This window comes from Hymenobacter arcticus (genome assembly GCF_054779975.1).
In genome coordinates, this window is the sequence record NZ_BAAGXF010000013.1 from 1 (window position 1) to 26,012 (window position 26,012).

Here is a 26,012-nt window from a genome sequence, read left to right on the forward strand (position 1 = left end):
GAAAACTACCTCGCCATGCTCCATTTTGCCTGCGCTCGAATCACTTGGTATAATTGCCTATTTGGATAGCCTCTAAGCCAACTATCCTTTCTGAGCTAACAAACAAACTGCTTAACCCTAAGCTGCTTAGGCTGCTTTTTTGCCCGCTATGTCGCCTTTCATCACTCCTGCGCCGCCAAATGGCTATCAGCGGCTGGTGCGCCAGCTTATCGAAGGTCTATTCAGCTGGGTGCTCATTCCGGCGTTCTGCTTTCGTTATGGCACGGCTGGCACGCGGGCGCAGCAACAGCTTTTGCGAGGCCTACCCTTGGGCACGGTGGGCCGGGCCGTGGCCGACTTGCTGGCCGCACACCACCTGCAACTCATTCCAGGCTACGAAAACCACGACCTCAAGCACGTGCTGCTGGGCTACGCCATGACGCCCGACGATGAGCTAAACCTAAAGGCCTTTATGCTGGGCAATGGCGACTGGTCGCTGGCCAGCGTGGGGCTGTCGCTGCTGGTGGTGCTCACCCCCGAGCGGTGGCCCGCCCTGTGGCGGCACTACCGGCGCGGGGGCCGCGCACCGTCTATAATTCACTGGAAGTTAACTGAATACGCTTCGCACGACCTCGCCAGCCTGCGCCAATCCATTCCACCATTGACTTAAGCAATTAACAGCATGACCTTCACCGATTTCAAGACCTACTTCCAGGCCAACCAGGGCCACTACGCCGACCTCGCCTGGGACGACCCGCACCAGCTCAATCAGCATGAGCTGCGCGCCGTGCGGGCTTCGCTCCAAACCTTTCAGCGGGGCGAAAGCTCGGAGGGGCACTACCTCTACGCCCGCGCCAAGCAGCTCGGCGACCCCGAATACACGGCCGCTATGTGCCTGTTTATCAAGGAGGAGCAAACCCACGCGGCGGTACTGGGGCGCTTCCTCGACCAGCAGGGCATTGCGCGCCTGAAGGGCCATTGGCTCGATAACGCGTTTCGGGGCCTGCGCCGGGTGCTGGGCCTGGAGCACACGCTGCGCGTGCTGCTAGTGGCCGAGGTAGTGGCCGCCGTGTACTACCGGGCGCTGTTTAGCGCCACGTACTCGGGGCTGCTCCAGCAAATATGCCGGCGCATTATGCTCGATGAGGAGATGCACCTCAATTTTCAGTGCTTTGCGCTGCGACACCTGGCGGCGGGGCGCGGCGGGGTGGGCGGGTGGCTGCGCCGCCAGGCCTACCGGACCCTCATGGCCGGCGCGGCCCTCGCCGCCTACGCCACCAGCCGCAGTGCTCTCAAAGCCGGCGGTTACGGCTTGTTCAGCTTCTGCGCGGCCATTGCGGCCGAGTACGCCCGCACCGAGCGCATGCAGCGCGCCGACGGCCTCATTGCCGTGCGCGGCGGGCAGCCGGTGGCACCGGCCGCAGCGGGCCCGGCCGGTGCCTGGCAGTGGCCCAGCCAGCAGCTGCGCGCCGCCCAATGAGGCACGTTGTAAAGAGCAGACAGTCAGTTGGCGACGTCTTTATGCGCATCTGGCTGCTGCCTGGCCTACTGCCGCCGATGCTGCTGCTAATTTTTCCGCTGAGCTGGCTGAGCACCTGGTTGCCGGCAACTGGCCCGATAATGTCCTGGCTGGGGTTGTTGCTGGTTAATGCCGGCTGGTTTTTTTGGGCGTCGCTACCCATCGGCGCTGCCAAAGCCAGTAGCACAGCGGGGCAGGTGGGGCAGGGGCTGCTGTTGTGCATTTGTGTAGGTTGTCACTTTTGCTTTAGCCTCATCTACGTGAATATTATTTTTGACAATGGTTCTTCAAACAGTGAGTTCTTTCGCTTTTGAAGCCTCGACGCATAATTTCTACTCCCCAAGAAGCATAGCGCTAGCTGGTTGTAAGTCCTGTTATATCTTGCGCCATGCCCCGAACCCTGCTGCTGCTCGTGCTTGCCCTTGCCGCCGTGCTGGAGCTGCTGCTCACCGGCGGGGCCTTCTTCGCCCCGGCCTTCACGCTGGCCAAGTTTGGGGTGAAGTATGGGCCCAATACGGCATTTCTGGGCTACCTCACGGGGTGGTTTCTGCTGTTTGTGAGCCTCGTGGCGGGGCTGGCGTTTGGGCGGGTGTGGCAGGGGCGGCCCGGCTACGCGGGGCTGTGTTACCTGCTGGGGTTGTGGTGGGTGGGTATCGGTATTGGCATCTACGTGGCCTTCGGCCGGCCCGACAACCTGCTGCTCGACTCCCTGAAAGGCTTGGTCCTCATTGGCCTCACCTGGCAGTGCCGGGCTAAGGGCTTGGTACTGCGGCGCTAGCGCCTAACTTGGCAGACGCCAATGCCTCGCGCTATGACCCATCTCACCACTCCCACCCTCCCCCGGCCCAAGCTGCTCTCGACCCTGGGCCGGGGGCTGGCCGCCGCGCAGCTCGCTAAAGAAACCCTCACCATTGTGCTGCTGGGCGTGCCGCTGCTGCTGGCCCAGCCCGTGCTGGCGCTAGCGGCGGTGCCGGGTCTGGTGCTCTACGCCTTTCGCTGGGTGATGGTGCTGGGCCGGGTGGGGCAGCGCGGGGCCGCGCTGGTGTGGGTGTTCACGCTTATTGATGAGCTGTGGGGGCTGAGCCTCTACTTCCAGGCCTACGACGCGCCCACGGCCCGGCAGCTGCGCTACGTAAAATGGAGCTACGGCCTGGGGCTGACGTTTACGCTGGCCGCGCTGCTCGAAATCGGCTACCAGCGCTACCGCTCCCGCCGCGGATTGCGCCGGGCACTGCTGCGGGCGGCCTAGCGTTGGGCCTAACTGGTATCTTTGCCCTTCTCCGCTCCTGATTTGCCGTTCATGGCCGACGAAAAACTGCCGCCTGCTGCTTCCGATTCCACGCCCGCCCGCCCCAACGCGACCAACCGCAAACGGCCCGGCCGGGGTACCCGCCGCCTGGTGCGCGTGGCCTGGACGCTCTTTTTCATCGGCGTAGGCTTCTTCCTGGCGTACCCGCTGCTGGTGCGCAGCAACTTCCTGTTCCTGTTTGGCAAGTCGCCGAGCCTGGAGGAGCTCGAAAACCCTAAGGTGGAGCAGGCCTCGCAGGTGTTCACCTCCGATGGCGTGCTCATTGGCCGCTACTTCCGCGAAAACCGTTCGCCGGTGCGCCTCAGCGAGATGTCGCCCTGGCTGGTGAAGGCCCTGGTAGCTACCGAAGACGCCCGCTACTACGACCACTCGGGCATTGACGCACCCTCGCTGGCTGCCTCCATCTACTTCGGCCTGCGGGGCGATAAGCGCGGCGGCTCCACCATCAGCCAGCAGCTAGCCAAGAACTTATATAAAACGCGTCGGGCCGAAAACCGGGGCGCGCTCAGCCACATACCCGGCGTGGGCACGGTGGTAGCCAAAACCAAGGAGTGGATTACGGCCGTGGAGCTGGAGCGCCGCTATACCAAGCGCGAAATCCTGCGCATGTACCTGAACACCGTGGAGTACGGCTCCAACGCCTTCGGTATCAAGGTAGCGGCTAAGACGTTTTTTAGCACTACGCCCGATAGCCTCACGGCCGTGCAGGCGGCCACGCTGGTGGGGCTGTTGAACAACCCCACGGCCTTCAACCCGAAGTTTCACCCGGCCGCCTCGCGCCGCCGCCGCAACGTGGTGCTCCAGCGCCTGGGCCAGGCCGGCGCGCTCAAGCCCGCCGAGGTAGCCGCTCTGCAAGCTGAGCCTATTGTGCTTGACTATCAAGTAGAAAAGCACATCGATGGCCCCGATACGTACTTCCGTAGCGGCGTGAGCCAGGCCGTGAACCGCTGGTGCGAAGCCCACGGCTACGATATGTACCGCGATGGCCTGCGCATTTACACCAGCATCGACTCGCGCATGCAGGACCACGCCGAACAGGCCGTGCACCAGCGCATGAAGTCGCTGCAACAGCAGTTCGACAACTTCTGGCGCAACCGCAACCAGAACCCCTGGGTGGACGAGGACGGCAACGAAATCCCCAACTTCATCGACAACCAGATGCGGCGCACCGAGAGCTACAAGGCCCTCGCCGCCCGCTACCAGGGCCAGCCCGCCCGCCTCGATTCGGCCCTGCACGCCAAGCGCCCGATGAAGGTGTTTACCTGGAAAAAAGACGATGGCGATACCACCCTGGTCATGTCGCCGCTCGATTCGCTGGCCTACTACAAGCACTTTCTGCAAGCCGGCATGATGACGATGGACCCCTACACGGGCTCCATTAAGGCCTGGGTGGGCGGGCTCGACTACCGGTTTTTTCAGTACGACCACGTGCGCCAGGGTAAGCGACAGGCGGGCTCCACCTTCAAACCCTTCGTGTACCTCACGGCCCTGGCCAACGGCTACTCGCCCTGCGACCGCATCCGCGACCAGCGCGTGACCATCAACTACGTCGAAAATGGCAAGCCCATGCAGTGGCAGCCCGACAACGTGACCCGCGAATACACGGGCATCAACATGACGCTGCGCTCGGCCATGGCCCGCTCGGTAAATTCCGTAACGGCCCAGCTGACCGAGAAAGTAGGCTGGGGCAAGGTAGCCGAGTACGCGCATAAAGTGGGCATTACCAGCCCGTTGCTGGCGGTGCCGAGCATCGGCCTGGGTTCGGCCGGTGATGTGAGCGTGTACGAGATGGTGGACGCGTACTCGACGTTTATGAACAACGGCTTCCGCTCGGAGCCGCGGCTGATTACGCGCATTGAGGACCGCAACGGCAACGTCATTCAGCAATTCGACCCCGTGCAGAAGCGCGCCATTTCGCCCGAAACGGCCTGGCTGATGACCTACATGCTGCGCGGCGGCATGGAGGAGCCCGGCGGTACCTCGCAGGGCCTCTGGGATTTTGAGGACCTGTGGCGCAAAAACAACCAGATTGGCGGCAAAACCGGCACCACCTCCAACTACTCCGATGGCTGGTACATGGGCCTTACCAAAGACCTGGTTTCGGGCGTGTGGGTGGGCGGCGAAGACCGCAGCATCCACTTTTTCCGCTCGCAGCAGGGCGAAGGCGGCCGCATGGCGCTGCCCATCTACGGCCGCTACATGGAGAGTATTTATAAGGATAAAAGCCTGGGCTACGACTACGGTCCCTTCCCCAAGCCGCCCACCAAAATCAACCGTAAGTACGTGTGCTACACCGAGTACGAGCCGCGCCAACGGCGGGGTGGGGCCGTCGATACGCTCTCGGCCGACAACCTGCTGAACCAGCTAAACCAGGGCGGCAAGGACAGCGTGCGCTAACCAGCTACGGCCCTTCCGCAGCCAACAAGGCGGCGGGTAAGCCCAGTTCCGCGGCCAAGCTGCGCAGGGTGGCGCGGTAGTATTTATTATGTTTAGACCGGGTAAACTCCTTGCTAAATAGCCCAAGCGCAGCTTCTCGATAGTTAGCTTGAAACAGCATATGAATTTGCGCGGACGGAGAATCCGCACGATGGCCGGCTAGTAGCAGTGCGTAAATAGCCTGCTTGCTCTCAACAGCCGCTAAATATGGGTGAACGTATTGGGTGAAATAATTTTCTAACTGTCTGAACAATAGTGCTTTGTTTGAGCTCTCTGTCAGCTCAAACCACTCGTCTTCTTTACTGCCTACAAGCTTACCAATACGCCTACGCACAACGCAGGCCGGCTCCTGAAACGTTTGCCCCGATGTTTCGCCGCATAAATAGTAATTATAGTCTAGTAGATACAGGCTGACATTGACGGTGAAAGACAATTCAGCCGCTGAGTTGAATTGCGACTTTTGAAACTGCACAATTTTGCCCCAGCCCGCCGCATCGTAGTAGCGGAAATTATTGCCCGACTTCTTGTAGCCCAGCTTTTTAAACGCAGGCCACAAAACGTCCTTTACCAATTCGTTGAATGTCGCGGTGAGGTCGGTCGTCATGCGGAGTAGGGGTCGGCGCATAACACAAGCGCCCCGCCCGCAAAAATGCAGACCGGGCGCTTTCACTCAGCAGCCTCACCGAATGGCTACCCGCTACTTCCTAACCACCCGGATGCTGATGCGGCGATTGAGCGCCCGGCCTTGGGGAGTATTATTAGATACGATAAAGTGCTGCGGGCCATAGCCTTTGAATTGCACATTTTGGATGGGTACGCCCAGCGTGCTCAGCGTGAGCATGGCCGTTTTGGCGCGCGCTTCGCTCAGCTGAAAATTGTGGGCAGCCACGCCCGAGCTATCGGTGTAGCCCCCGATTTTGACCGTTGCCTTCGGGAACGTCTTGAGAATATCGGCCACGTTGTGCAGCTGTTGCGCTGACTCGGGCGTGAGGGTTGCCTGGCCGGTTTCAAAGTACACGCGGTCGAAATTAATCCAGCCCTTGGTGCGGTTCACCGAGTCTACCAGCACCGTAGGCGTGGCCAGAAAGGTGTACAGGCGGTTTTCGGTGGAGCTGGCCCCCACTTTCTGGGTTTTGCCATCGGCCAGGGTGAGCACCGTGGGTTGCCCCGTGTCGTAGATATAGGTGTCGCGGTTCTGGTCGTAGCGCCCCGCTGCGGCGCTCGCCGGCGCTTTAGCGGCGGCGGTGCCCGGCCACGTGGCCGGGGCCAGGCTGGCCGCCGGCGCTGGCTGCGACTGGTCGTGCCCAAAAAAATATCCCAGGCTCACGGCTAGTAGCAACAGCAGGCCTCCCTGCCAGCGCCAGGCCGTGCCAGCCGCCGGCGCTGGGTCGGGGGCCAGGCCCAGGGCCATGGGCTGGCCGCTGGCTGGCATAGCGCGGGGCGGGGTGGGAGCCAGCATGCGCGGGGGCACTGTGGCCGGGGTGCGCGCGGGTGGGGCCACGCCGTCCAGGGGTTGCAGCGTGGGCAGCATGGCCGCGCTGATATCCGCTTTTTGCCAGCGCAGCCACTGAATGAAGGTGCTGGGCGTCAGGTTGTTTTCTGCGGCAAAGCGCCCCACTACCCCGAACACGGCGGCGGCCGCGAGCTGCAGCAGCCGCTCGGCGGTGGGCGGCTGCAGGCCCGATTCGTGGGCTAGCTGGGCCTTGGTGGCCCCGTAGGTGCTACCCAGCAGCTCAACCAAAATGAGGCCGCCCTGCGCGTACCAGCTGGCATCGGCCAGGTTGGTAAACTGGGTGGAGGTGATGGCGGCATCCACTTCGCGGGCGCGGTGCAGCAGGGCCGCCGGGTTGCCTTCTTGCTCGGCTTGCTGCACAATGCCGTTGAGCACGAGCGGCACGGCCTGCGCCAGGCCATTTTTAACCCGCTCTTCCGACTCGCCCAGGGCCGTGGCTAGCTGGGTAATGACCGCTTCGGTAAAGCAGAACTTAACGGTTTGGGCCAGGTTGGCTTTCATAGCGGGAAAAGCTGATTGGTAATTTCTCCAACTAAGATATTAGCAATCAATGCGCTATAAAATGACCAATAACAATTTTTGCGAAGCTTACCAATGCTTCCTGTTTCTTATGAGAATAGCCGCGGGCCTTGGCCGCCCCAGGGCCCGCAAAGCCAAAAGCGCCCGGCCCGCACGCTAGTGCAGACCGGGCGCTCCCGATAAAAAGCCGGCTCTAAACCTACTGGCGCTCGATGGCCGTGGCGGTGCTGGCCGTGATGGGCGCAGCAGTCTGCTTGGTCGAGGTGTAGGCGGGGCACGTCTGCTTGTTGCAGGCGCCGAGGCCGAGGGTGGCGGCCCCAATGGCGAGGAGGAGGAGCTTCTTCATAAAAACGGTAAAATTTAGGGAGGCGCGGTTAGACTTCAAAGATAATAGCCGGTGACACGTAGGTGGTTACGGCGCAAGCGGGTTTCTGAGAATAGTGCTTCATTACCCTCCCAACTTCCTACGGGCTGGCTTTATTATTCGCTGTAGCCCAGTATTTTCAGCATGCTGGTAGCCTCTTGCTTAGGCGCAAACACGGTGTCGGTGAGCGTGCCGTCTTCGGCGCGGTCAAGAATAACGTGCTTGGGGGCCGGAATGAGGCAGTGCTTGATGCCGCCGTAGCCGCTCAGGCTTTCCTGGTAGGCGCCGGTGTGGAAGAAGCCCACGTAGATAGGTTCGGTGCTAACCGGCTGATTACGGTGCGTTTGCAGCTGCGGCAAGAACGTCTGGTAGATGTGCTTTTCCGAGTTGTAGTAGTCCTGCGAGTCGCAGGTGAGGCCGCCGAGCTGAATCTTGTGGTAGGGGCGGCTCCAGCCGTTGAGGGCCAGCATGATAAAGCGCTGGTTGAGGGCCCAGGTATCGGGTAGGTTGGTGATGAACGAGCCATCAATCATGTACCACAACTCCTTGTCGTTCTGCAGCTTCTCGTCGAGAATCGAGTAAATCGTGGCCCCGCTTTCGCCCACCGTAAAGATGCCAAACTCGGTGAAGATGCTGGGTTCCGGCACGCCCTCCTCGGCGCAAATGCGCTGGATGGTGCGCAGGATTTCGGCAATCATGTACGGGTAGTCGTACTCCAGCTGAATGCTGGTTTGGATGGGCAGGCCGCCGCCAATGTCGATGGTTTGCAGCGTAGGGCAGATTTTGCGCAGCTCGCAGTACTTGTGGATGAAGCGCGATAGCTCCGACCAGTAGTACGACGTGTCCTTGATGCCCGTGCTGATAAAGTAGTGCAGCATAGTGAGCTCAAAGCGCGGGTCGTCCTTGATTTTTTGCTCGTAAATGGGCACCGCATCGGCGTAGCGCACCCCCAGGCGCGAGGTGTAGAACTGGAAGCGCGGCTCCTCATCGGAGGCTAGGCGCAAGCCCATTTTCACCTTGGTATCGGCATTCACGTGCGCCGCGTAGTAGTCGATTTCGTTGGGCGAGTCGAGGATGGGCAGGCAGTTGGCAAAGCCGTCGTTGAGCAGCGCCGTAATGTCGTGCTTGTACTCGTCGGTCTTGAACCCGTTGCAAATGATGTACTTATCCTTGGTGAGCTTGCCCTGCGCAAACATCGAGCGAATGATGCTGATGTCAAACCACGACGAGGTTTCGAGGTGCACATCGTTCTTCAGCGCTTCGTCGAGCACGAAACGGAAGTGCGACGACTTAGTGCAGTAGGCGTAAGAATACGAGCCGGTGTAGCCGGTTTCGGTAATGCCGTCGGCAAACCACTTTTTGGCCCGCTGAATCTGGGAACTGATTTTGGGTAAGTAGGTGAGCCGCAGCGGCGTGCCGTGCTTTTTTACCAGCGTCATCAGGTCGATGTCGTGGAAAAACAGCTCGTTGTCGCGCACCTGAAAATCGGCGTTCGGAAAATCGAAAGTTTGGGTAATGAGGTCCTGGTAGGTATCCATGGAAGAGGAAAATCGGCGTCAGTTTCCGACCTTTACGGCGGGCAGGTCAAAAGTACCGCCGGGGGCCGCAAACGAGCGGCCTCATGCATCGGGTTTCGGTGAAAGAAGTAGCGACATGGCTACGGCGTTTTGCGCCGCAAGGCAGCGCGCGCGGGCCGCTTAGGGGGCTTGCGTCACGATGCAGCCTACCCATGTCCACTTTTTATTTCCCATCCCATGAAACGCATTAAACTCATTGAAGTCCGCTCCGAGCTGGGGGCTGGCACCCGTGGCGCCAGCATGGGCCCCGACGCCCTGCGCGTGGCTTGCCTCAATAAGGGCTCCGACTATTTCCGGCGCTACAACGCCGTAGTGACGCAGGACCTCAACCACGTGCTGTTCGACAAAAACCACTTCGCGCACGCCAAGCACATCGACGCCATTTATACCGTGCAGAAGGGTATTGCCAACGCCGTGGAGCAGACGCTGCGCTTTGGCGAGTTCCCGCTGGTGCTGGCTGGCGACCACAGCAGCGCCAACGCCACCATTGCGGGCATCAAGGCCGCGTATCCGCACAAGTCGCTGGGCGTCATTTGGATAGATGCGCACGCCGATATTCACTCGCCCTACACCACGCCCAGCGGCAACGTGCACGGCATGCCGCTGGCCGCCGCCCTGGGCGAAGACAATCGGCCCTGCCAGCGCAACCAGCCCGACGCCGACACCGAGTTTTTCTGGCGCCGCCTCCAAAACCTGGCTGAGCCCGGCCCCAAGCTGCGCCCCGAGCACCTGGTGTACGTGGCCGTGCGCGATACCGAGGAGGAAGAAGATGCCGTGATTGAGCGCCTGGGCATCAAGTGGATAAAGCTGGATGAGATTCAGGCGAAAGGCTCGCGCCAACTTACCCGCGAAATTTATGAGCACCTGCGCACCTGCGACCTCATCTACATTTCCTTCGACGTGGACAGCCTCGACTCGGAATTTAGCAAGGGCACCGGCACGCCGGTGGAGAAGGGCCTGTACCTATCGGAAGCCGAAAACCTGTGCCAAGACCTGCTCGAAAGCGACCGGGTAGTGTGCTTCGAAATGGTTGAAATCAACCCCACGCTCGACCACGAAAACACGATGGCCAAAAACGCCTTCAACATCCTGGAAAAAGCCACGGCGGCCATCGAGCGGCGCTTGCAGCTGGAGGAGGTAGCGCGCGAGCGTGCTGAATAGCTGGCCAAATAGGCCATGAATAAGAAAAATGTCATGCAGACCGCAGGGAAGTACCTCGCCCGCTTCATTGCCGACGATTGACTCAATCTGCCACGCGCGAGATACTCCCCTGCGGTCTGCACGACGCCTAGAACGGCTTCCATACAAAAACTCCCCTAAGCCACGCGGTTTAGGGGAGTTTTCATAAGTATCTAATAATAAACAATTTACTCTTTCACGAAGCGCCGCACTACGCGGCCCTGCGGGCCGTGTAGCTCAAAGAGGTACATGCCGGCCGGTAGCTCGTCTACGGCCACGGTGTTGGTGCCGGCGCGGGTGGTGCCGGTGCGCACGGCCTGGCCCAGCGGGTTGCGCACGGTGTAGGCCGTGGCTTCTTCGGTGAGGAAGCTGAGGCTGGCGCGGGTAGGGTTGGGGGCGAGGGCAAACTCGGCCGGGGCCCCGGCGCGGGCCCCTACCGTCACTACGGGCGAGTAGGCCACGGCTCCCGAGCGGTCTACCTGGCGCAGGCGGTAGTAGAGCCGTGTGGCGGGGGCCTCGGCATCAGTGGCGGTGTAGCGGTGGGCCAGGCTGGTGGTGCCCTGGGCGGCTACCTGGGCCACGTGGGCGTAGGCGAGGCCATCGGGCGAGCGCTCTACCGCAAAGTAGTCGCTGCCCAGCTCGGTGGCCGTGGCCCAGGTGAGCTGCACGCCGCGGGCGGCGCGGGCGGCCGTGAAGCTGGTGAGCTGCACGGGTAGCGGGTTTACGGTAACATCGGCGGCCGTGCTGGCCAGGATGAAGTCGGAGAAATCCTGAAAAGTATCGGAGGTGAGCGAGGTAGCGGTGTTTACGCCACGGCCGATGCTGTTCCAGCCCGCGCCGTCGCTTTTGGCTACCACGAAGGAGGCCAGGCTGGGGTCGGTTACCGCGTCGTCATCGCCAAAGCTGAGGGCCACGGTGCCAGTGAACACGCTGGCCGCCGGTACCGGGCTGGGCGTGATGCTGAAGTAGCGCACGCCCGAAATGCGGGTCAGCGGCGAGCTGATAGCCTGGTCGGCGGGTGCGCCCTCATTTTGCACGGCGGTGTAGGTGGTAGTGCCGGCGGCAAACGAGCTAATATTGAGCGTGAGGGGGCGGTAGTTGCCGCTGCGGCCGATGGGAAACAGCAGCGACGCGCCCGTTGCCGACTCGCGGGCCACGGGGCCATCGACGAAGCTGGTGCCGCCGGGGTTCACCAGGATATCGAAGCCATCGCCGATGATGTTGCGGGCGCGCAGGGTCAGCAGGTTGGTCGCAGTGGTAACTACCTGGCCACCATCGAGGTTGAGCTGCTTTTCGAGGAATGCCGCGCCACTCAGGGTCACGCTGGTGCCCACGCCGGCGGCCCGCAGGCTGTAGTAGCTGCCGGCGGCCAGCACCCCGCTGGCATCGGTGAATACGGGCCGGCCAATGGCCGCCCCCCAGCCGGTGGCTAGGCGCACGCCGTCGAGGGTGAGCGTGGGCGCGGCGCTGGCCGAGCCCTGGCGCAGCAAAAAGGTATTGAGGGCGCTGGCGCTGTTGCCCGTGTTGGTGGCGGCAACCGTGAGGAGCGGCGTAGCGGGCTCCTGGGTGATATCGGTGCCCGCCGGCAGCACGTAGAGGCTGGCCACATCGCGGTTGTTGGTAGCGGCGCTGTTTTCAGCCTTCACCACCAGCACGTACGGTGTGCCGAATGCGAAGACCGTGGGGGTCGCTTCGTAGGTTTCGGTTTCGCTGCCCACCGTCAGGCCAAAGGCGAAGCCGGCGCCCGCGCTCTTAATAAACACCCGGCTGCGGTAGGTAGTGCTGTTTGGCGTGAGGCCCGTGAAGTAGTCGCCGTTCGGTTGGGCGGCACTCACGTTGATAACGGCCGCCCCATAGATGGTCGTGGTGCCCGTGGGGCGGGTACCCGTCTTGCTAATATCTTCGCCCGAAGTAGTCAGGCTCACCAGCGACGACGTGCCGCCGGTGCTCAGCGCGGCCCCCTGGGGGTAGGTACTCGAGGTAACGTTGCCGGTGGCCGTGCGAATAACGTTGACGCCGGTGTTGCTCTGCACGGTCCAGCCTCGGGTGTTGAGCACGGTGTTGGCGGCGTAGTCGAAGTCATCTTCAAAAAGCAGCGTTCCGGCCACGCTCTGGGGCTGCACTGGCGTAGTAAACGCCGCCGAGCTGCTGCCCGGGCCGTAGCTCTCGAAGCCCGCCGCCGTGCCTAGGTTGTAGGTATATACGTCGGCCACGTAGGCGGTGCTCTGGGTGAGGCCCGTTACCACCACGCTGGTAGGGTTGGCCGCCGTTAGCACCACAAAGCCCGCGCCCAGGGCCGTGCCCGCGCCGTAGGTGGTGCTGGCCGGGTAGGTGGTTTGGTCGATGGGGGCGGTGGCGGTGGTGCCGGCGGGGCGCACCACCACCAGCAGGTTGGTGCCGTCGGCCGCGCCCAGCGTCAGGGTGGCCGAGTTGAAGGTGAGGGTGCCGGCCGCCACGGTGGGCGTGCCGGTGGGCTTGCCCACCACGGTGCCGCTCGCGGCCACGGTGCGGGTGGTGGCCCCGGCGCTGGCGTTGCGCACGGTGCCGCCGTAGGTGCCGGCCGCCGTGGCCGCCGCCAGCCGCACCGAGATGGTGGCCGCCACGCTGCCGCTGGCCGGGGGCAGCGTCTGGGTGCCCGCGTAGGCGGTGCCATCCTGCGATACTTCGAAGCCCGTGGGGGCCGTTACCGTCACGTTGTCGCTCAGGTTGCTGCCGTTCAGCGCATACGTCTGGGCGGCCGAGACGGTGCCGGCCAGCGCGTTGAAGGCCGATAGCGTGCCCGCGACGGTGAGCACTGGGGCGGGGGTTACGGTGCCGCTTACGGCTACGCTCACGGTGGTGGCGCCGGTGCTGGCGTTGGTTACGCTGCCGCTCGGCGAGCCGGCCGTGGCCCCGGTCAGGCGCACGTAAATGGTTTGGCCCGCCGGGCTGTTCACGGCCGCCGCCGGGGCGCTTACGCTGCCGGCGTAGGTGGTGCCATCCAGCGATACGGCGTAGCCCGTGGGGGCCGTTACGGTGGTAGCGGCCGTTACATTGGTGCCGGTCAGGGCGTAGGTCTGGGCCGCCGAGGAGGTCCCGGCCGTTGTGCCGAAGCCGCTGAGGCTGGTGGGGTCGGCGGCCAGGGTGGGCGTGGTGGGGCCGGCGGCGTTGCCCAGCACCTGCACCTCGTCTACTAGCCACCGCTCCCCCGTATCGTTGTTGAGCAGCGTAATGCGGAAGCGCAGCTGCGCCGTGCTCGGAATGCCCGTAACCAGCACCGTCGAGTAGCCGTCGTTGGTGCGGCTGCCCCCGCCCGCGGGTGCCGTAACGGTGGTGTTGACCGTGGCCGCATACGCCCGGCTAGCAGTGCCGGTGCCGGTGCCGAAGCTCCAGCGCGCGTTGGAGTTGCCACTCACAATTACCTGGTTCACATAGGTGGCCCCGCCATCGGTGCTGATGGCCAGCGTTACGCGGTCGCCAGCTTCGGCCCCATTCGTGGTGCTGCTGATGGAAAACGAGGCCAGCCGAAAGCTCAGGCTGGCGCTGGCGTAGGCGCTCGCATCAAGGTTGGTGCTCGACGTAATGGTGGCGCTCCCGTTGGTAACGCCGTAGGCCCGTTCGCCCTGGCTATATAAGGGAGCCCCCGGCGGACTATCGTTGCTGCCAGAATTGCCCGACGAGAAGGTGCCGCCCGCCAGTGTGACTGCTGCCGTGGGCGTACCAGGAGTAGCCTCAAAATTCTGCCCGGCAATCAGGGTTTGCCCCCAGCTCAGCAGGGGCAACAGCAACGCTAAGCCACTAAGTAGCCAGCGCCGTGAGCAAATCGGAAGAAGGTTTAAAAAGGAGTATAATGGGAAAAGCATATGCAAGTCGAAAAACGGTTGGTGTAGGTAAGGTGAAGATTTTCAGCACCAAAGCTAGCCGACATGCTAATGTGTTCAATGAATAAGTAAATTTAGTAACGGGATAATAATACTTTGGACTTATTGGCCACTAAAAAAGCCCCTGCTATCGAAACAGGGGCTCTCTACTAGAATGGCAGCTAGACGCACTAGAGCACCTACTTTACGAAAGTAGTTGGGCTAATTGTAACTACCTGTTATACTGGCTGATAAACCCATATGCCCCCAGCGTGTAAGCCGTGGCCGACGAAAAGTGGTTGCCTCCCTGAATAGGGTGCAACTCCACCTGCGTGGCCCCGCGCTGCTGCATGGCATCGTAGGCGTCCTGCGAGTTGAAGAAGGGCACGTAGTCATCGGCCGTGCCGTGAAACAGGGCCAGCGGCGCGGCGGGCTTCCAGTCGTAGATATCATTGTCGGCCAGGGCTTTATTCAGCGCATCGTCCGAATTATTCAGCACGGCCTCCCGAAACGAGGTGGCAAATAGCTGGCTGGCCAGGCTCGGCACGTCCGAAAACGGGTCGGCGAGAAGCTGTGCGGCGTAGGGCGCCTGGTAGTAGAACGAGTAGGGCCGGTTGAGCCCGTACACGCGGTCGTAAGTGCGCAGCACCCACACGTAGGTACTCAAAAAGCTGAGCGGCTGCGTGGTATTCAGGATGTAGCGGGCGAAGGCCGTTTTGTGGTAAGCCCCCGCGCCGGGCGCGCTGGCCGCCACGGGCAGCTTGGTGGCGTACTTCTCTTCCAGCAGCTTATGCAGCGCCATGGTGGCGTAGCCGCCTTCCGAGTAGCCCAGCAGGAAGTTCTTTTGGTTGACACTAACCTTTTGCTGCTGGCAAAACTCGCGGGCGGCGCGCAGCATATCGGCCGAGGTGGAGGCCAGCGAGGCGGCGTGCTCGTAGGGGTGGGGCAGGGCCTTGCTAGCGCCGTAGCCCAGGTAGTCGGGGGCCGACACCACGTAGCCCGTGGAGGCCAGCACCGACACCACCGACCACACGTCGCTGCCCGCCGCGTAGTACGAAGGCGCCTGGTTTTCGCTGGTTGGCAGCAGCGTGCCGTGCTGGTAGCTAAGCACCGGCAGCGCCGTGGTAGTCACCGGCACCAGTACCGCGCCCGAGGCCGTAGTCTCTTGGCCATCAGGCGTATGGGTGTGGTAGGTGAGGCGGTACACCCGAATGGGGTACTGCGCCAGCGCGCCCACCAGTGGTACCGACGCTACCCGGCCGGCCAGCGTAGTAGTACTGTATTCGCCAATCAACGTGCTGCCCGTGAGTACGGTAGCTTCGGCCGCCGGGGCGGCGGCTACGGGGTCGGGCGCGTTGTTTTTACAGGCTGGGGCAGCCAACAGCGCGGCATAAAGCCCCAGGGCACGGGGAAACTTAGGTAAAAGGAGGAAGCTGAATAACGACACGTAAGCCAGATTTAGAGGAGAAAAGCTGGGTTGCTAACGCTACCTAGTCGGGGCTGCGTTCCGCTCGTAGCCGCGGTACCGGCAAAATCCGCGGTTTGCTGCGCCGGGCCCCGCCGTACCTTTGCCGGCGTGCAACAGCTAGAACAGACTCTCAAAACCGCCCTGCAAGCGGCCGCTCAGGCCGTTTTTGGTCAGGATATTCCCGCCGCCAGCCTCGTGCTTCAGCCCACGCGCAAGGACTTTGCCGGCAGCTTCACCCTCGTCACGTTTCCGCTCACCAAGGCGTTTGGCAAAGGCCCCGAGCAAATCGGTCAGGCCCTCGGCGAGTGGCTGAAGGCCCATGCGCCCGCCGTGCGCGGCTACAACGTGGTAAAAGGCTTCCTGAACCTCGAAATTGCCGATGCCGAGTGGCTCCAGATTTTTGGCAACCTCTACCGCCAGCCGGCCGGCACGCCCGTGCCTACCGGTGGCCCGCAGCGCGTGGTGGTCGAGTACTCGTCGCCCAACACCAACAAGCCCCTGCATCTGGGCCACTTGCGCAATAACTTCCTGGGTTACAGCGTGGCCGAGATTCTAAAGGCCACCGGCGCCACCGTCACCAAAGCTAACCTGGTGAACGACCGCGGCATCCACATCTGCAAGTCGATGATTGCCTACCAGCGCTTCGGCGAGGGCGCCACGCCCGAAAGCGCGGGCCTCAAAGGCGACCACCTGGCCGGCAAGTACTACGTGCTGTTCGAGAAGCACTACCGCGAGGAAATCAAGCAGCTCGAAGCCGAAGGCGTAGCCAACGAAATCGCTAAAAAGCAGGCCCCGCTGATGCTCGAAGCCCAGCAAATGCTGCAACAGTGGGAAGCCGGCGACGAGGAAGTGATGGCCCTCTGGCATCGCATGAACGGCTGGGTCTACGATGGCTTCAACGCCACCTACGCCAATATTGGGGTCGATTTCGATAAGTTCTACTACGAGTCGGGCACCTACCTGCTGGGCAAGGAGCGGGTGGAAGAAGGCCTGCAAAAAGGCGTGTTCTTCAAGAAGGAAAATGGCTCGGTATGGGTTGATTTACAGGCCGAAGGCCTCGACGAAAAGCTGCTCCTCCGCGCCGACGGCACCAGCGTGTACATCACTCAGGACCTAGGTACGGCCGAGCTCAAGTACCAGGATTTTGGCTACGACAGCAGCATCTACGTCATCGCCGACGAGCAGAACTACCACATGCAGGTGCTGCAAGCCACGCTCAAAAAGCTGGGCAAGCCCTACGCCGACGCCATTCACCACCTCAGCTATGGCATGGTCGATTTGCCTTCGGGCAAAATGAAAAGCCGCGAAGGCACCGTAGTCGATGCCGACGAGTTGGTAAAAGAAGTGGAAGACGCCGCCAAGGAAGCCACCCTGGCCAAAGGCAAAACCGAAGGCCTGAGTGACGACGAGCTGGAACAGCTCTACCACACGCTGGGCCTGGGCGCGCTGAAATACTACCTGCTGAAAGTGGACCCCAAAAAGCGCATGCTTTTCAACCCCGAAGAGTCAGTGCGCTTGGAAGGTGATACCGGGCCGTTCATCCAGTACAGCTATGCCCGTATTTCTAAAATCCGGCGCGATGCAGAGGAAACGGGCGTAGTCGAAACTACCGATTTCAGCCAGCTTGGTGACTTGCAAGTTACTGAAGGCGAGCTGGTTCAGCAGTTGGCTGGTTACGCTGGGGTAGTGGCTGAGGCGGCCCGCACGCTCTCGCCCGCCGTCGTGGCGCAGTATGCCTACGATGTGGCGAAGAGCTACAACCGCTTCTATACGGAGGTACCCATTTTGAAGGAGACTGACCCGCTGAAAAAGTCCTTCCGCGTAGCCCTTTCGGCCAAAACGGCCGAAACTATTAAAACCAGCCTCGGCCTGCTCGGCATCGATGTGCCCGAGCGCATGTAAGGATTCAGCAAATACAAAAAGAACGTCATGCTGAGCTTATCGAAGCATCTCTACCGCGCCATTGGACTTAAGTAATCCTGGCGGCGCGGTAGAGATGCTTTGGCAAGCTCAGCATGACGTTCTTACTTACTGACAACTGACAAGTATTACCATGAAAAGCGTAGCAGTGTACTGTGGCTCCAGCAGCGGCAACCAGGAAATTTATACCCAGCAAGCTCAGGAAATGGGCCGCGAACTGGCCCGCCGCGGCCTCACACTCGTGTACGGTGGCGGTTGCGTGGGCCTCATGGGCACTATCGCCGATGCGGTGCTGGCCGAAGGCGGCAAGGTTATCGGCGTTATCCCCGGTTTTCTGGCTGATAAGGAGCTGGCGCACAAGGGTTGCACCGAGCTACACGTGGTCGAAACCATGCACCAGCGCAAGCTGCTGATGGCCGACCTGGCCGATGGCTTCGTGGCCATGCCCGGCGGCTTCGGCACGCTCGAAGAGCTGTTTGAAGTGTTGACCTGGGGCCAGCTGGGCCTGCATAGCAAGCCCGTGGCCCTGCTCAACACCCAAGGCTTCTACGACGCGCTGCTGGCGCTGCTCGACCACATGAGTAGCGAGGCTTTCCTACGCTCGGAAAACCGCGGCCAAGTGCTGCAAAACGTAAACGCCGCTACGCTGCTCGACGCCATGGAAGCCTACCAGCCCGTGCGCCTGGAGAAGTGGCTGACGCCGGAGAATAGCTAAGTAGTTGACTTTAAGTAAAAAAGAACGTCATGCTGAGCTTGTCGAAGCATCTCTACCACGCCATTGGATTGTTAACCCCAACGGCGTGGTAGAGATGCTTCGACAAGCTCAGCATGACGTTCTTTTTCCGCCTGCCCCCTGCAATACTACCGCGCCAGGCGCAGGCCCGTAAACTGCCAGCGTTTATCGGCGTGGAAGAAGTTGCGGTAGGTGAGGCGGATGTGGCTTTCGGGCGTGGCGCACGAGCCACCGCGTAGCACCAGTTGATTGAGCATAAACTTGCCGTTGTACTCGCCCAGCGCCCCGGCGGCGCGCTGGTAGCCGGGGTAGGGGTGATAAGCCGAATACGTCCACTCCCAGCAGTCGCCCATTAGTTGGTGACAGGTTGTAGGGTCCGCATCGGCCGCCACGGGCTGCGGGTCGAAGTAGTTAGTTTCGAGCCAGTTGCCGCCCTGGGGCGTGGCCCCGAAATGGCGGGCGGCAATCTCCCACTCGGCTTCGGTGAGCAGGCGCGCCCCGGCCCACTGGGCGTAGGCATCGGCCTCGTAAAAGCTGATGTGCGATACGGGCGCGGCTGGGTTCAATGGCTCCAGGCCGGTGGGGCCGTAGCGCAGCCACTGGCCCGCCGCGTTTTGCGACCAATAGAGCGGCGCTGACCACTCTTCGCGGTTGACCAAATCCCAGCCCTCGCCTAGCCAAAACTGGAACTGCCGGTAGCCCCCCGCCTCCATAAATTGCAGGAACTCGGCATTGGTCACGAGCCGGTTTTGCAGCTCAAACGGCGCTACCAGCACCTCGTGCACCGGCAGCTCATTATCAAACGAAAAGCCCTCGGCCTGGTGACCCACGGAGTAGATGCCACCCGGCACTGGCAGCCAGGCCGCCGGCCGCGTAGCCGCACTGGGGGAGGCAAAATCAGTGGCTGGCGCTTGCGTGCTACTGCCAGCCAGCTGCTCGCTACTGAGATATGCCGGGGCTAAGGGGTTGGTACTGAGAATATACTTGATGTCGGTAGCCAGCAGCTCTTGGTGCTGCTGCTCGTGGTGCAGGCCCAGCTCAACCAGCTCAGTCACGGTGGCGGGTATCTCGCCCAGCTGGCTGAGCAAGGTAGCCATGTGCTCATCCACGTAGGTGCGGTAGCGGTACACGTCGGCCAGGGGCGGGCGCGACAGCGTGCCACGGTCGGCGCGGTTTACCCTGGAGCCCAGCGAGTTGTAGTAAGAGTTGAACAGGAAGGCAAAATCGGGGTGAAATACCTCGTAGCCCGGCAGAAACGGTTTGAGCAGCATCGTTTCCCAAAACCAGGTGGTGTGGGCCAGGTGCCACTTGGGCGGGCTCACGTCGAGGTTGGGCTGCACCACGGTGTCTTCGGGTAGCAGGGGCTGCACCAGCGCCACCGACTGCGCCCGCACGGCCTGGTAGTGGGCTGGCAGCTGGGACGCCGCCGAAGTAGCCGCGAGCATAGGAGAGGGCAGGGGGGAGAACGTAGCAGACATAAGGGCGCGGGTAGATGGGCAAACTAACCCACCCGCTTAACCGCTCCGCCCGGCTCAGGGTTGCACCGGGGCCGCGCAATCTGGCTGCAAGTGCAGATTCTTTAAAATAGCAAGAAAATTCTGAATTCAAGGAATTTACCGCCAACTCTTTCAGTTTGCCAGAGCCAATAGCAATAGCTACCCGGCAGCGCCCCAATTTTCTCAATATATTTTCATTAATTCCTTTCATATGCCTACGATTGGTGTCAATTCCAACCAGCACGATTCCGCTTCTACCGCTAAGCCCGGCAAGCGCCCCGCCCGGCGCGTGGGTGAAAAAAGCCGCCGGGGCTTCGCCGCCATGTCGCCCGAGCAGCAGCGCCGCATTGCCAGCGAAGGCGGCCGGGCCTCGCACGAGAGTGGCCGGGGCCACCGCTTCTCTACGGAGGAGGCCCGCGCTGCCGGCCGCAAAGGTGGCCAAATAAGCCGCCGCGGTCCTAAAAAGCCCTCTGCCGACGCGGCGTAAGTCGTTCTGCGCTGCACCTTTGCCCCATGCTGACTCTCACTTACCAGCGGCGGGCGCTGCGCTTCAACTTTCCGGCCCGCACTTCCCGCGGGGCCCTCACCGAGCACGTAGCGTACTACCTGGCCCTGCGCGATGCGCAGCGGTCCGGTAGTACCGGCTGGGGCGAGGCGGCCCCGCTAGCGGGGCTTAGCCCTGAGTATAGTCTTGATTTTGAGGATATTGTGCAAGAAGTTTGCCAGCAATTCAACCAAGCGCAGCACCGGGCCCTCACGGCGGCCGAAGCGGCGGCGCTGGTGCCGGTTTCGCTGCCTTCCCTGCGCTTTGCCCTCGAAACGGCGGTCCTCGACCTGGCTGGCGGCGGGCGGCATCAGCTCTATCCCAATAGTTTTAGCCAGGGGCGGGCTAGCCTGCCCATCAATGGCCTGGTGTGGATGGGTGATGCTGCCTTCATGCGCGAGCAAATTCGCCAGAAACTAATGGCTGGCTACGCCTGCCTAAAGGTTAAAATTGGCAGCCTCGACTTTGCCACCGAACTGACCCTGCTGGCTGAAATACGAGCCGAGGCCGGCCCCGACCAACTCCTACTACGGGTGGATGCCAACGGGGCCTTTGCGCCCGCTGAGGCCCCAGCCAGGCTGGCGGCGCTGGCCGAATTTGATATTCACTCCATTGAGCAGCCGATTGCGGCCGGGCAGTGGCCGGCGCTGGCGGCGCTGTGCCGCACATCGCCCATTCCGGTGGCGCTCGATGAGGAGCTGATTGGCCTTACCGACCCCGCCCGCCAGGAGGCGCTGCTCGATGAGGTGCGCCCGCCCTACCTCGTGCTCAAGCCCACGCTGCTGGGCGGCCACGCCGCCACCCGCCGCTGGATAGCCCTGGCCGAAGCCCGCGGCATTGCCTGGTGGATAACCTCGGCCCTCGAATCGAATATCGGCCTCAACGCCGTGGCCCAGCTCACGGGCGAGTACGATGTGGCGGGCTTTGCCCAGGGCCTGGGCACCGGCCAGCTTTACCACAACAACCTGGCGGCCCCGCTCACCATCCAGGCCGGGGCCTTGTATTACGACCCTGCCGGTCACTGGGACCAGCCTTAAACACGACTTCGAGTGCGGGCAGAAGGCCGGTTTGCCACGCCCGAATACCCCACCAAATCACCCCTTGCTAACGCCCGTAACTCGTTGTATATTTAGCCTTTCTCCGGCTAAATATACCAAGTGCTATGCGCGCGCGTTTCTTATTGGGTTGGCGCCGGTTTGGCGGGCTGCTACTGGCGTTGCTGGTGGGGCTACCCAGCCTTGGCCCGGCCAGCGCGCAGGTAGCGGCGGGGCCGACAGCCACCTTCGCCCTCACCCACCGCGGACGGCACCAAACGCGCTTCGACTACATCTCGCAGCGCAACCTGGTTATCGTGGCGGTGCGCCTCAATGGGCAGGGGCCCTATAATTTTCTGCTCGATACGGGGGTGGGCACCAGCCTCATCACCGACCCCCAGGTGGCCAGCCAGCTGCACCTGAGCCGTGGCGAAGAATACCGCATGATGGGCGTGGGCGGGGCCGATAGCGGGCTGCGCGCCTATGAGGCCACCAACGTGCGCGTAACCCTGCCCGGGGCCGAAGCGGCCGGCATGACCTGGCTGGTGCTGAGCAGCGACGTGCTTGACCTTTCGGGCTACGTGGGCATGCCCATCCACGGCATTATGGGGAGCGATTTGTTTCGCTCGTTCGTGGTGACCATTCACCCCGACCAGCACCAGCTGATACTCGCCGACCCCGCCCGCTACAAGGCTCCCAAGGGCCGGCGCTGGGCTAGCCTGCCGCTGGTATTCGACCACGATAAGGCCTACCTCTCGGTGGGCGTGCAGCAGCTAGGTGCCGGCCCCAATGCCGCGCCCCTGGCCCTACGCCTGCTGCTCGATACCGGGGCCGGCCACGCCCTCAGCATCGAAACCTCGGCCGACCAGCGCCTACGGCTGCCTGAGGTGCGCCTGCGTACCGACCTGGGGCGGGGCCTCACGGGGCTCATTAGCGGGTCGCTGGGGCGGGTGGCGGCCGTGCAGCTGGGGCGCTACAACCTGTCGCACGTGCTCACCTCCTTCCCCGATTCGAGCCAGGTGCACAGCCGCCTCTCGGGCACCGAGCGCGCCCGCCACGGCAGCCTGGGCTACGAGGTGCTCAAGCGCTTCACCACCGTTATCGACTACCCCCACAGCCGGCTGCTGCTGCGCCCCACCACGGCGCTTGGCGAGCCATTTGAGCACGATATGTGCGGCCTCGACCTGCTGGCCACCGGCCCCAACTACCGCCAGTACCAGGTGCTGCGCGTGGTGCCCGGCTCGCCGGCCGCCACCGGCGGCGTGGCCGAGGGCGAGGAGCTGGTCAGCATCAACTTCATTCCCACCTCCTTCCTGTCCATGACCGACCTCAACCACATGTTGCACTCGCAAAACGGCCGCGTGCTGTATCTGGTGCTGCGCCGGGCCGATGGCGAGCTGCACCCCGTCAGCGTGAAGCTCAAGCGCCAGATATGAACTTGCTGGGTGGGGTGGGAGCGGGGTAAAATGGTGCTTCAAGCCCTGAATTCCGTACTTTTTGCCCCGCCCCTTGCCCCTATCTTTCGCGGCCGCTCACTTCCCGCTTTATGCCCGCCGCCGCCACCGATTCTGCCACGCTGCCGCCGCCCGATATTCAGGCTAATCAGCACATCTACCGCGATTATTTTCGGGAGGAATTTACGCAGACGCTGGACGAGAATATTCTGCAACTACTTGATAGAGTATGGTTTAGAACAAAGTTGGTGGGCTTTGAGCCTTTCCCGGAGCGCAACAACCCCGACCGGCCCCTCATTTTTGCCTCCAACCACTCGGGCATGGCTTTCCCCTGGGATGCCATTATTTCGCTCTCGCACCTGTGGCGCCACTTGCTGCAGCGCACCGGCTCGCTGCGCGACCTGCCGCGGCCGCTCTCGGCCCCCATGCTCTCGGCCACCACGCTGATGAACCCCTACCTGGTGCGGGACTTTTGGAAGAAGTGCGGCAGCGTGGATGCCACCACGCGCAACTTCGAAACCATGATGTACTACCAGGAGCACAACCTGATGCTGTACCCCGAGGGCGTGGCCGGCATTGGCAAGGGCTTTAACCGCAAGTACCAGTTTCAGCGGCTAGCTACCAGCATGTTGCGCATGAGTTTGCTGCATAACACCGACATCATTCCCTTCTACTGCATCAACGGCGAGTACCTCGACCCCTACGCCTACAGCTTCGAGTGGATAAACCGGCTGGTGAAGAAAATCGGCATCCCGTTTTTGCCCATCACCCTGCTGCTGCTGCTGATGCTGGTGCAGCCCTGGATTTTTTACCTGGCCCTGCCCGCCAAGCTCACCTTTGTGATGGGCACCCGCATCCGGCCCAGCACTCTCACTACCAAAAAACACGACGAGCTGACCCGCGAAGAGTACCTGGCGCTGAGCGAGCAGGTACGCCAGCTCATGCAGGTGGAGATGGACGCCGCCGTGGCCGCCCACGGCCAGCACCCCTACCAATGGCGCGAGCTGTGGCAGCGCATGAAGGAAAACCGCCGCTACTTCCCGTTTTTCCTGCCCTTTGCCTGGCCCGCCGCCTTCGCCGAGTTCGAGCGCCGCTACGTCACCAACGGCGAGCGCGACTTCGACATGCAGCTCGACCGCCCCGGCACGTTCTGGAAGCTGCTGTGGCGCAACCCCTTGGTACTGGCCTACTTCATCCCGGTGCTGGGCTGGATACCGCTGGCTATCAAGGGCTACCGAGGTCACAAGCTGGGTAAAAAGCAGGGGTAATAGCTTGCTTGCTAAGTATATTGCTGGTCGTTTGGCAGGCCTGGCAATTGCCTACGCTTGGCGAGCCACTTACCAAGTGGCTTACCCGCTGCCTCTCTGACTTAACGCCTTCACTTTCAAATTCTTCACCTTTCTAATTTCTGGCAATCTCATGGACGACCTGTTTAAGAAATTCATCAACACCGGCGTAGGCTTTCTCTCGCAGGGCAACAAGGCCATGCAAACCGCCATCGAGAAGCTGGTGAAAGAAAGCAAGCTCTCGGAGCAGGAGGGCAAAAAGATAGTGGACGACCTGCTCAAGAACAGCGAGAGCAAGCGCGCCGACCTCGAAAAGCAGTTCAAAGGCCTCACCGAGGACCTCAAAAGCCGCGTGGGTCTCAGCACCGACGACAAGAAAGCCGCCCCCGCCAGCAAGCCCAAAACCGCCGCTAAGCCGGCTGCCAAGCCCGCCGCGGTCAAGAAGCCTACCACCAGCGCCACTGCCCAAGCCGCCGGCACCGTCAAGAAAGCCGCCGATAAAGTGAGCGCCGCCGCCGGTAAAACCCAGCACTCGGCCGCTGCTAAAGCCGGCGCCGCTAAGAAAGCTGCCCCTAAAACAGCCGCCACAAATGGCGCGCAAGATACTGACTAACTGATGATTACTGGTATTTAAAAAGCCCCGCTGCGTAGTGCAGCGGGGCTTTTTAACATGTAAAACGGAGTGGTGCTCCGTTTGTCATTGCACAATCTGCGCTAGCGACAAACGGAGTACCACTCCGTTTTACCTTACGCTTTGGCGTAGGTTACTTCCTTCACGGCCTTCAGGATGCGGGCCACGTTGGGCAGCGACGCTTCGATGAGGGTGGGGGCGTAGGGCAGGGGCACGTCGGCGCAGGTGATGCGGATAACCGGCGCGTCGAGGTAGTCGAAGGCGCGGCGCTGCACCATGTAGGCCAGCTCGCCCGAGATGCTGGCCAGCGGCCAAGCCTCTTCGATAACCACCATGCGGTTGGTTTTCTTCACCGAGTTAATGAGGGTATCGTAGTCGATGGGCCGCACCGAGCGCAGGTCAATCACCTCGGCCGAGATGCCTTCTTTGGCCAGCTCGTCGGCGGCGGTGTAAAGCAGCTTCATCATTTTGCCGAAGCTCACCAGCGTCACGTCTTTGCCTTCGCGCACGATGTTAGCCTTGCCGATTTCGAGGATGTACTCTTCTTCGGGCACCTCGCCTTTGTCGCCGTACATCAGCTCCGACTCCATGAAAATAACCGGGTCGGGGTCGCGGATGGAGGCTTTCAGCAAGCCCTTGGCGTCGTAGGGGTTGGAGGGTACTACTACCTTGAGGCCGGGGCAGTTAGCGTACCAGTTCTCGAAGTTTTGCGAGTGCTGCGACGACAGCATGCCGGCGTTGCCGGTAGGCCCGCGAAACACGATGGGGCAGGAGTACTGCCCGCCCGACATCGAGTATATTTTAGCGGCCGAGTTAATCACCTGGTCGATGGCCACCAACGAGAAGTTGAAGGTCATAAACTCGATAATCGGCTTGAGGCCGTTGGCGGCCGCGCCCACTCCGATGCCAGCAAAGCCCAGTTCGGCAATCGGCGTATCAATCACGCGCTCAGGCCCAAACTCGTCGAGCATTCCCTGGCTCACCTTGTAGGCACCATTGTACTCGGCCACTTCCTCGCCCATCAAAAAAACGGAGGGGTCGCGGCGCATTTCTTCGTTCATGGCCTCACGCAGGGCCTCGCGGAATTGAATGGTACGCATCAATTAGACTAGCAAAAGCCGGCACACGGCCGGTACGCAAAGCTACAATGGGAATTTAGAATGGGGAATGAGGAATTTAGAATTGCAGTCTATAAAATGAGGCAGCAATTCC

At 61.8% G+C, this 26,012-nt stretch carries 21 protein-coding genes; 13 read left to right on the forward strand and 8 right to left on the reverse strand.

Features of this window, described 5'->3' with window-relative positions:
- The first annotated feature begins 148 nt into the window (after nt 1-148).
- The 5 genes from ACYVGC_RS18540 to ACYVGC_RS18560 all read left to right on the forward strand — a co-directional run bounded on the left by ACYVGC_RS18540 (nt 149) and on the right by ACYVGC_RS18560 (nt 5,204).
- Nucleotides 149-649: a hypothetical protein gene (locus ACYVGC_RS18540; protein ID WP_460585346.1), complete on the forward strand. Its 501-nt coding sequence runs from the start codon at nt 149-151 to the stop codon at nt 647-649.
- Nucleotides 650-661: 12 nt separating this feature from the next.
- Entirely contained in the window at nt 662-1,459 is a 798-nt protein-coding gene (locus ACYVGC_RS18545; protein WP_460585347.1) for a ferritin family protein, read from the forward strand.
- A gap of 427 nt (nt 1,460-1,886) precedes the next feature.
- Nucleotides 1,887-2,276 (forward strand): hypothetical protein, encoded by a 390-nt coding sequence (locus tag ACYVGC_RS18550; RefSeq protein WP_460585348.1) that lies wholly within the window; start codon nt 1,887-1,889, stop codon nt 2,274-2,276.
- Nucleotides 2,277-2,309: 33 nt separating this feature from the next.
- A complete protein-coding gene (locus ACYVGC_RS18555; protein WP_460585349.1) occupies nt 2,310-2,747 on the forward strand; it encodes a hypothetical protein in 438 nt (145 codons plus the stop codon).
- A 51-nt stretch (nt 2,748-2,798) separates the two neighbouring features.
- A complete protein-coding gene (locus tag ACYVGC_RS18560; RefSeq protein ID WP_460585350.1) occupies nt 2,799-5,204 on the forward strand; it encodes a transglycosylase domain-containing protein in 2,406 nt (801 codons plus the stop codon).
- Nucleotides 5,205-5,208: 4 nt separating this feature from the next.
- Here the strand turns inward: ACYVGC_RS18560 and ACYVGC_RS18565 are convergent, their stop codons facing one another.
- The 4 genes from ACYVGC_RS18565 to ACYVGC_RS18580 form a co-directional block, all read right to left on the reverse strand.
- Complete coding sequence (locus tag ACYVGC_RS18565; RefSeq protein WP_460585351.1) at nt 5,209-5,847, reverse strand: DUF4304 domain-containing protein; 639 nt, start codon at nt 5,845-5,847, stop codon at nt 5,209-5,211.
- Between the two features lie 93 nt (nt 5,848-5,940).
- Nucleotides 5,941-7,257, reverse strand: a complete 1,317-nt coding sequence (locus tag ACYVGC_RS18570) for an OmpA family protein (protein ID WP_460585352.1) — start codon at nt 7,255-7,257, stop codon at nt 5,941-5,943.
- Between the two features lie 217 nt (nt 7,258-7,474).
- Nucleotides 7,475-7,621 (reverse strand): hypothetical protein, encoded by a 147-nt coding sequence (locus ACYVGC_RS18575; protein WP_460585353.1) that lies wholly within the window; start codon nt 7,619-7,621, stop codon nt 7,475-7,477.
- A gap of 134 nt (nt 7,622-7,755) precedes the next feature.
- Nucleotides 7,756-9,177 (reverse strand): type III PLP-dependent enzyme domain-containing protein, encoded by a 1,422-nt coding sequence (locus tag ACYVGC_RS18580; RefSeq protein WP_460585354.1) that lies wholly within the window; start codon nt 9,175-9,177, stop codon nt 7,756-7,758.
- A 216-nt stretch (nt 9,178-9,393) separates the two neighbouring features.
- On the opposite strand from ACYVGC_RS18580, the gene rocF reads away from it, so the two are divergent.
- Nucleotides 9,394-10,377 carry an arginase gene (gene rocF / locus ACYVGC_RS18585; RefSeq protein WP_460585355.1) on the forward strand — a complete coding sequence of 328 codons (984 nt, stop codon included), beginning with the start codon at nt 9,394-9,396 and terminating at the stop codon, nt 10,375-10,377.
- 206 nt (nt 10,378-10,583) lie between these two features.
- Here rocF and ACYVGC_RS18590 read toward each other — a convergent pair whose 3' ends face one another.
- Both ACYVGC_RS18590 and ACYVGC_RS18595 read right to left on the reverse strand, forming a co-directional pair.
- Nucleotides 10,584-14,162 carry a T9SS type A sorting domain-containing protein gene (locus tag ACYVGC_RS18590; protein ID WP_460585356.1) on the reverse strand — a complete coding sequence of 1,193 codons (3,579 nt, stop codon included), beginning with the start codon at nt 14,160-14,162 and terminating at the stop codon, nt 10,584-10,586.
- Nucleotides 14,163-14,466: 304 nt separating this feature from the next.
- Entirely contained in the window at nt 14,467-15,681 is a 1,215-nt protein-coding gene (locus tag ACYVGC_RS18595) for an alpha/beta hydrolase family protein (RefSeq protein WP_460585357.1), read from the reverse strand.
- Nucleotides 15,682-15,810: 129 nt separating this feature from the next.
- Between ACYVGC_RS18595 and argS the strand changes: the two genes are divergently transcribed.
- Together argS and ACYVGC_RS18605 are read left to right on the forward strand one after the other, a co-directional pair.
- Nucleotides 15,811-17,604, forward strand: a complete 1,794-nt coding sequence (gene argS, locus ACYVGC_RS18600) for an arginine--tRNA ligase (RefSeq protein ID WP_460585358.1) — start codon at nt 15,811-15,813, stop codon at nt 17,602-17,604.
- Between the two features lie 151 nt (nt 17,605-17,755).
- Nucleotides 17,756-18,337, forward strand: coding sequence for an LOG family protein (locus ACYVGC_RS18605; RefSeq protein WP_460585359.1), 582 nt, complete (start codon nt 17,756-17,758; stop codon nt 18,335-18,337).
- A gap of 146 nt (nt 18,338-18,483) precedes the next feature.
- Here the strand turns inward: ACYVGC_RS18605 and egtB are convergent, their stop codons facing one another.
- Nucleotides 18,484-19,833: an ergothioneine biosynthesis protein EgtB gene (egtB, locus tag ACYVGC_RS18610; protein WP_460585360.1), complete on the reverse strand. Its 1,350-nt coding sequence runs from the start codon at nt 19,831-19,833 to the stop codon at nt 18,484-18,486.
- A 229-nt stretch (nt 19,834-20,062) separates the two neighbouring features.
- Here egtB and ACYVGC_RS18615 point away from each other — a divergent pair, with 229 nt between their 5' ends.
- The 5 genes from ACYVGC_RS18615 to ACYVGC_RS18635 all read left to right on the forward strand — a co-directional run bounded on the left by ACYVGC_RS18615 (nt 20,063) and on the right by ACYVGC_RS18635 (nt 24,782).
- The gene (locus ACYVGC_RS18615) at nt 20,063-20,338 is read left to right on the forward strand and encodes a KGG domain-containing protein (RefSeq protein WP_460585361.1); all 276 of its coding nucleotides are present in this window, start codon (nt 20,063-20,065) and stop codon (nt 20,336-20,338) included.
- A 26-nt stretch (nt 20,339-20,364) separates the two neighbouring features.
- Nucleotides 20,365-21,432 carry an o-succinylbenzoate synthase gene (locus ACYVGC_RS18620; protein WP_460585362.1) on the forward strand — a complete coding sequence of 356 codons (1,068 nt, stop codon included), beginning with the start codon at nt 20,365-20,367 and terminating at the stop codon, nt 21,430-21,432.
- Between the two features lie 125 nt (nt 21,433-21,557).
- Nucleotides 21,558-22,865: an aspartyl protease family protein gene (locus ACYVGC_RS18625; protein ID WP_460585363.1), complete on the forward strand. Its 1,308-nt coding sequence runs from the start codon at nt 21,558-21,560 to the stop codon at nt 22,863-22,865.
- A 110-nt stretch (nt 22,866-22,975) separates the two neighbouring features.
- The gene (locus tag ACYVGC_RS18630; protein WP_460585364.1) at nt 22,976-24,151 is read left to right on the forward strand and encodes a lysophospholipid acyltransferase family protein; all 1,176 of its coding nucleotides are present in this window, start codon (nt 22,976-22,978) and stop codon (nt 24,149-24,151) included.
- Between the two features lie 151 nt (nt 24,152-24,302).
- Complete coding sequence (locus tag ACYVGC_RS18635) at nt 24,303-24,782, forward strand: phasin family protein (protein WP_460585365.1); 480 nt, start codon at nt 24,303-24,305, stop codon at nt 24,780-24,782.
- Nucleotides 24,783-24,916: 134 nt separating this feature from the next.
- Here the strand turns inward: ACYVGC_RS18635 and ACYVGC_RS18640 are convergent, their stop codons facing one another.
- On the reverse strand, nt 24,917-25,900 hold the full coding sequence (locus tag ACYVGC_RS18640) for a pyruvate dehydrogenase complex E1 component subunit beta (RefSeq protein WP_460585366.1): 984 nt from the start codon (nt 25,898-25,900) through the stop codon (nt 24,917-24,919).
- Nucleotides 25,901-26,012: the final 112 nt, after the last annotated feature.

Coding starts and splice junctions, on each gene's coding strand:
- ACYVGC_RS18540 (WP_460585346.1), top strand. CDS start 149: ATGTCGCCTTTCATCACTCCTGCGCCGCCAAATGGCTATCAGCGGCTG.
- ACYVGC_RS18545 (WP_460585347.1), top strand. CDS start 662: ATGACCTTCACCGATTTCAAGACCTACTTCCAGGCCAACCAGGGCCAC.
- ACYVGC_RS18550 (WP_460585348.1), top strand. CDS start 1,887: ATGCCCCGAACCCTGCTGCTGCTCGTGCTTGCCCTTGCCGCCGTGCTG.
- ACYVGC_RS18555 (WP_460585349.1), top strand. CDS start 2,310: ATGACCCATCTCACCACTCCCACCCTCCCCCGGCCCAAGCTGCTCTCG.
- ACYVGC_RS18560 (WP_460585350.1), top strand. CDS start 2,799: ATGGCCGACGAAAAACTGCCGCCTGCTGCTTCCGATTCCACGCCCGCC.
- ACYVGC_RS18565 (WP_460585351.1), bottom strand. CDS start 5,847: ATGACGACCGACCTCACCGCGACATTCAACGAATTGGTAAAGGACGTT.
- ACYVGC_RS18570 (WP_460585352.1), bottom strand. CDS start 7,257: ATGAAAGCCAACCTGGCCCAAACCGTTAAGTTCTGCTTTACCGAAGCG.
- ACYVGC_RS18575 (WP_460585353.1), bottom strand. CDS start 7,621: ATGAAGAAGCTCCTCCTCCTCGCCATTGGGGCCGCCACCCTCGGCCTC.
- ACYVGC_RS18580 (WP_460585354.1), bottom strand. CDS start 9,177: ATGGATACCTACCAGGACCTCATTACCCAAACTTTCGATTTTCCGAAC.
- rocF (WP_460585355.1), top strand. CDS start 9,394: ATGAAACGCATTAAACTCATTGAAGTCCGCTCCGAGCTGGGGGCTGGC.
- ACYVGC_RS18605 (WP_460585359.1), top strand. CDS start 17,756: ATGAAAAGCGTAGCAGTGTACTGTGGCTCCAGCAGCGGCAACCAGGAA.
- egtB (WP_460585360.1), bottom strand. CDS start 19,833: ATGTCTGCTACGTTCTCCCCCCTGCCCTCTCCTATGCTCGCGGCTACT.
- ACYVGC_RS18615 (WP_460585361.1), top strand. CDS start 20,063: ATGCCTACGATTGGTGTCAATTCCAACCAGCACGATTCCGCTTCTACC.
- ACYVGC_RS18620 (WP_460585362.1), top strand. CDS start 20,365: ATGCTGACTCTCACTTACCAGCGGCGGGCGCTGCGCTTCAACTTTCCG.
- ACYVGC_RS18625 (WP_460585363.1), top strand. CDS start 21,558: ATGCGCGCGCGTTTCTTATTGGGTTGGCGCCGGTTTGGCGGGCTGCTA.
- ACYVGC_RS18630 (WP_460585364.1), top strand. CDS start 22,976: ATGCCCGCCGCCGCCACCGATTCTGCCACGCTGCCGCCGCCCGATATT.
- ACYVGC_RS18635 (WP_460585365.1), top strand. CDS start 24,303: ATGGACGACCTGTTTAAGAAATTCATCAACACCGGCGTAGGCTTTCTC.
- ACYVGC_RS18640 (WP_460585366.1), bottom strand. CDS start 25,900: ATGCGTACCATTCAATTCCGCGAGGCCCTGCGTGAGGCCATGAACGAA.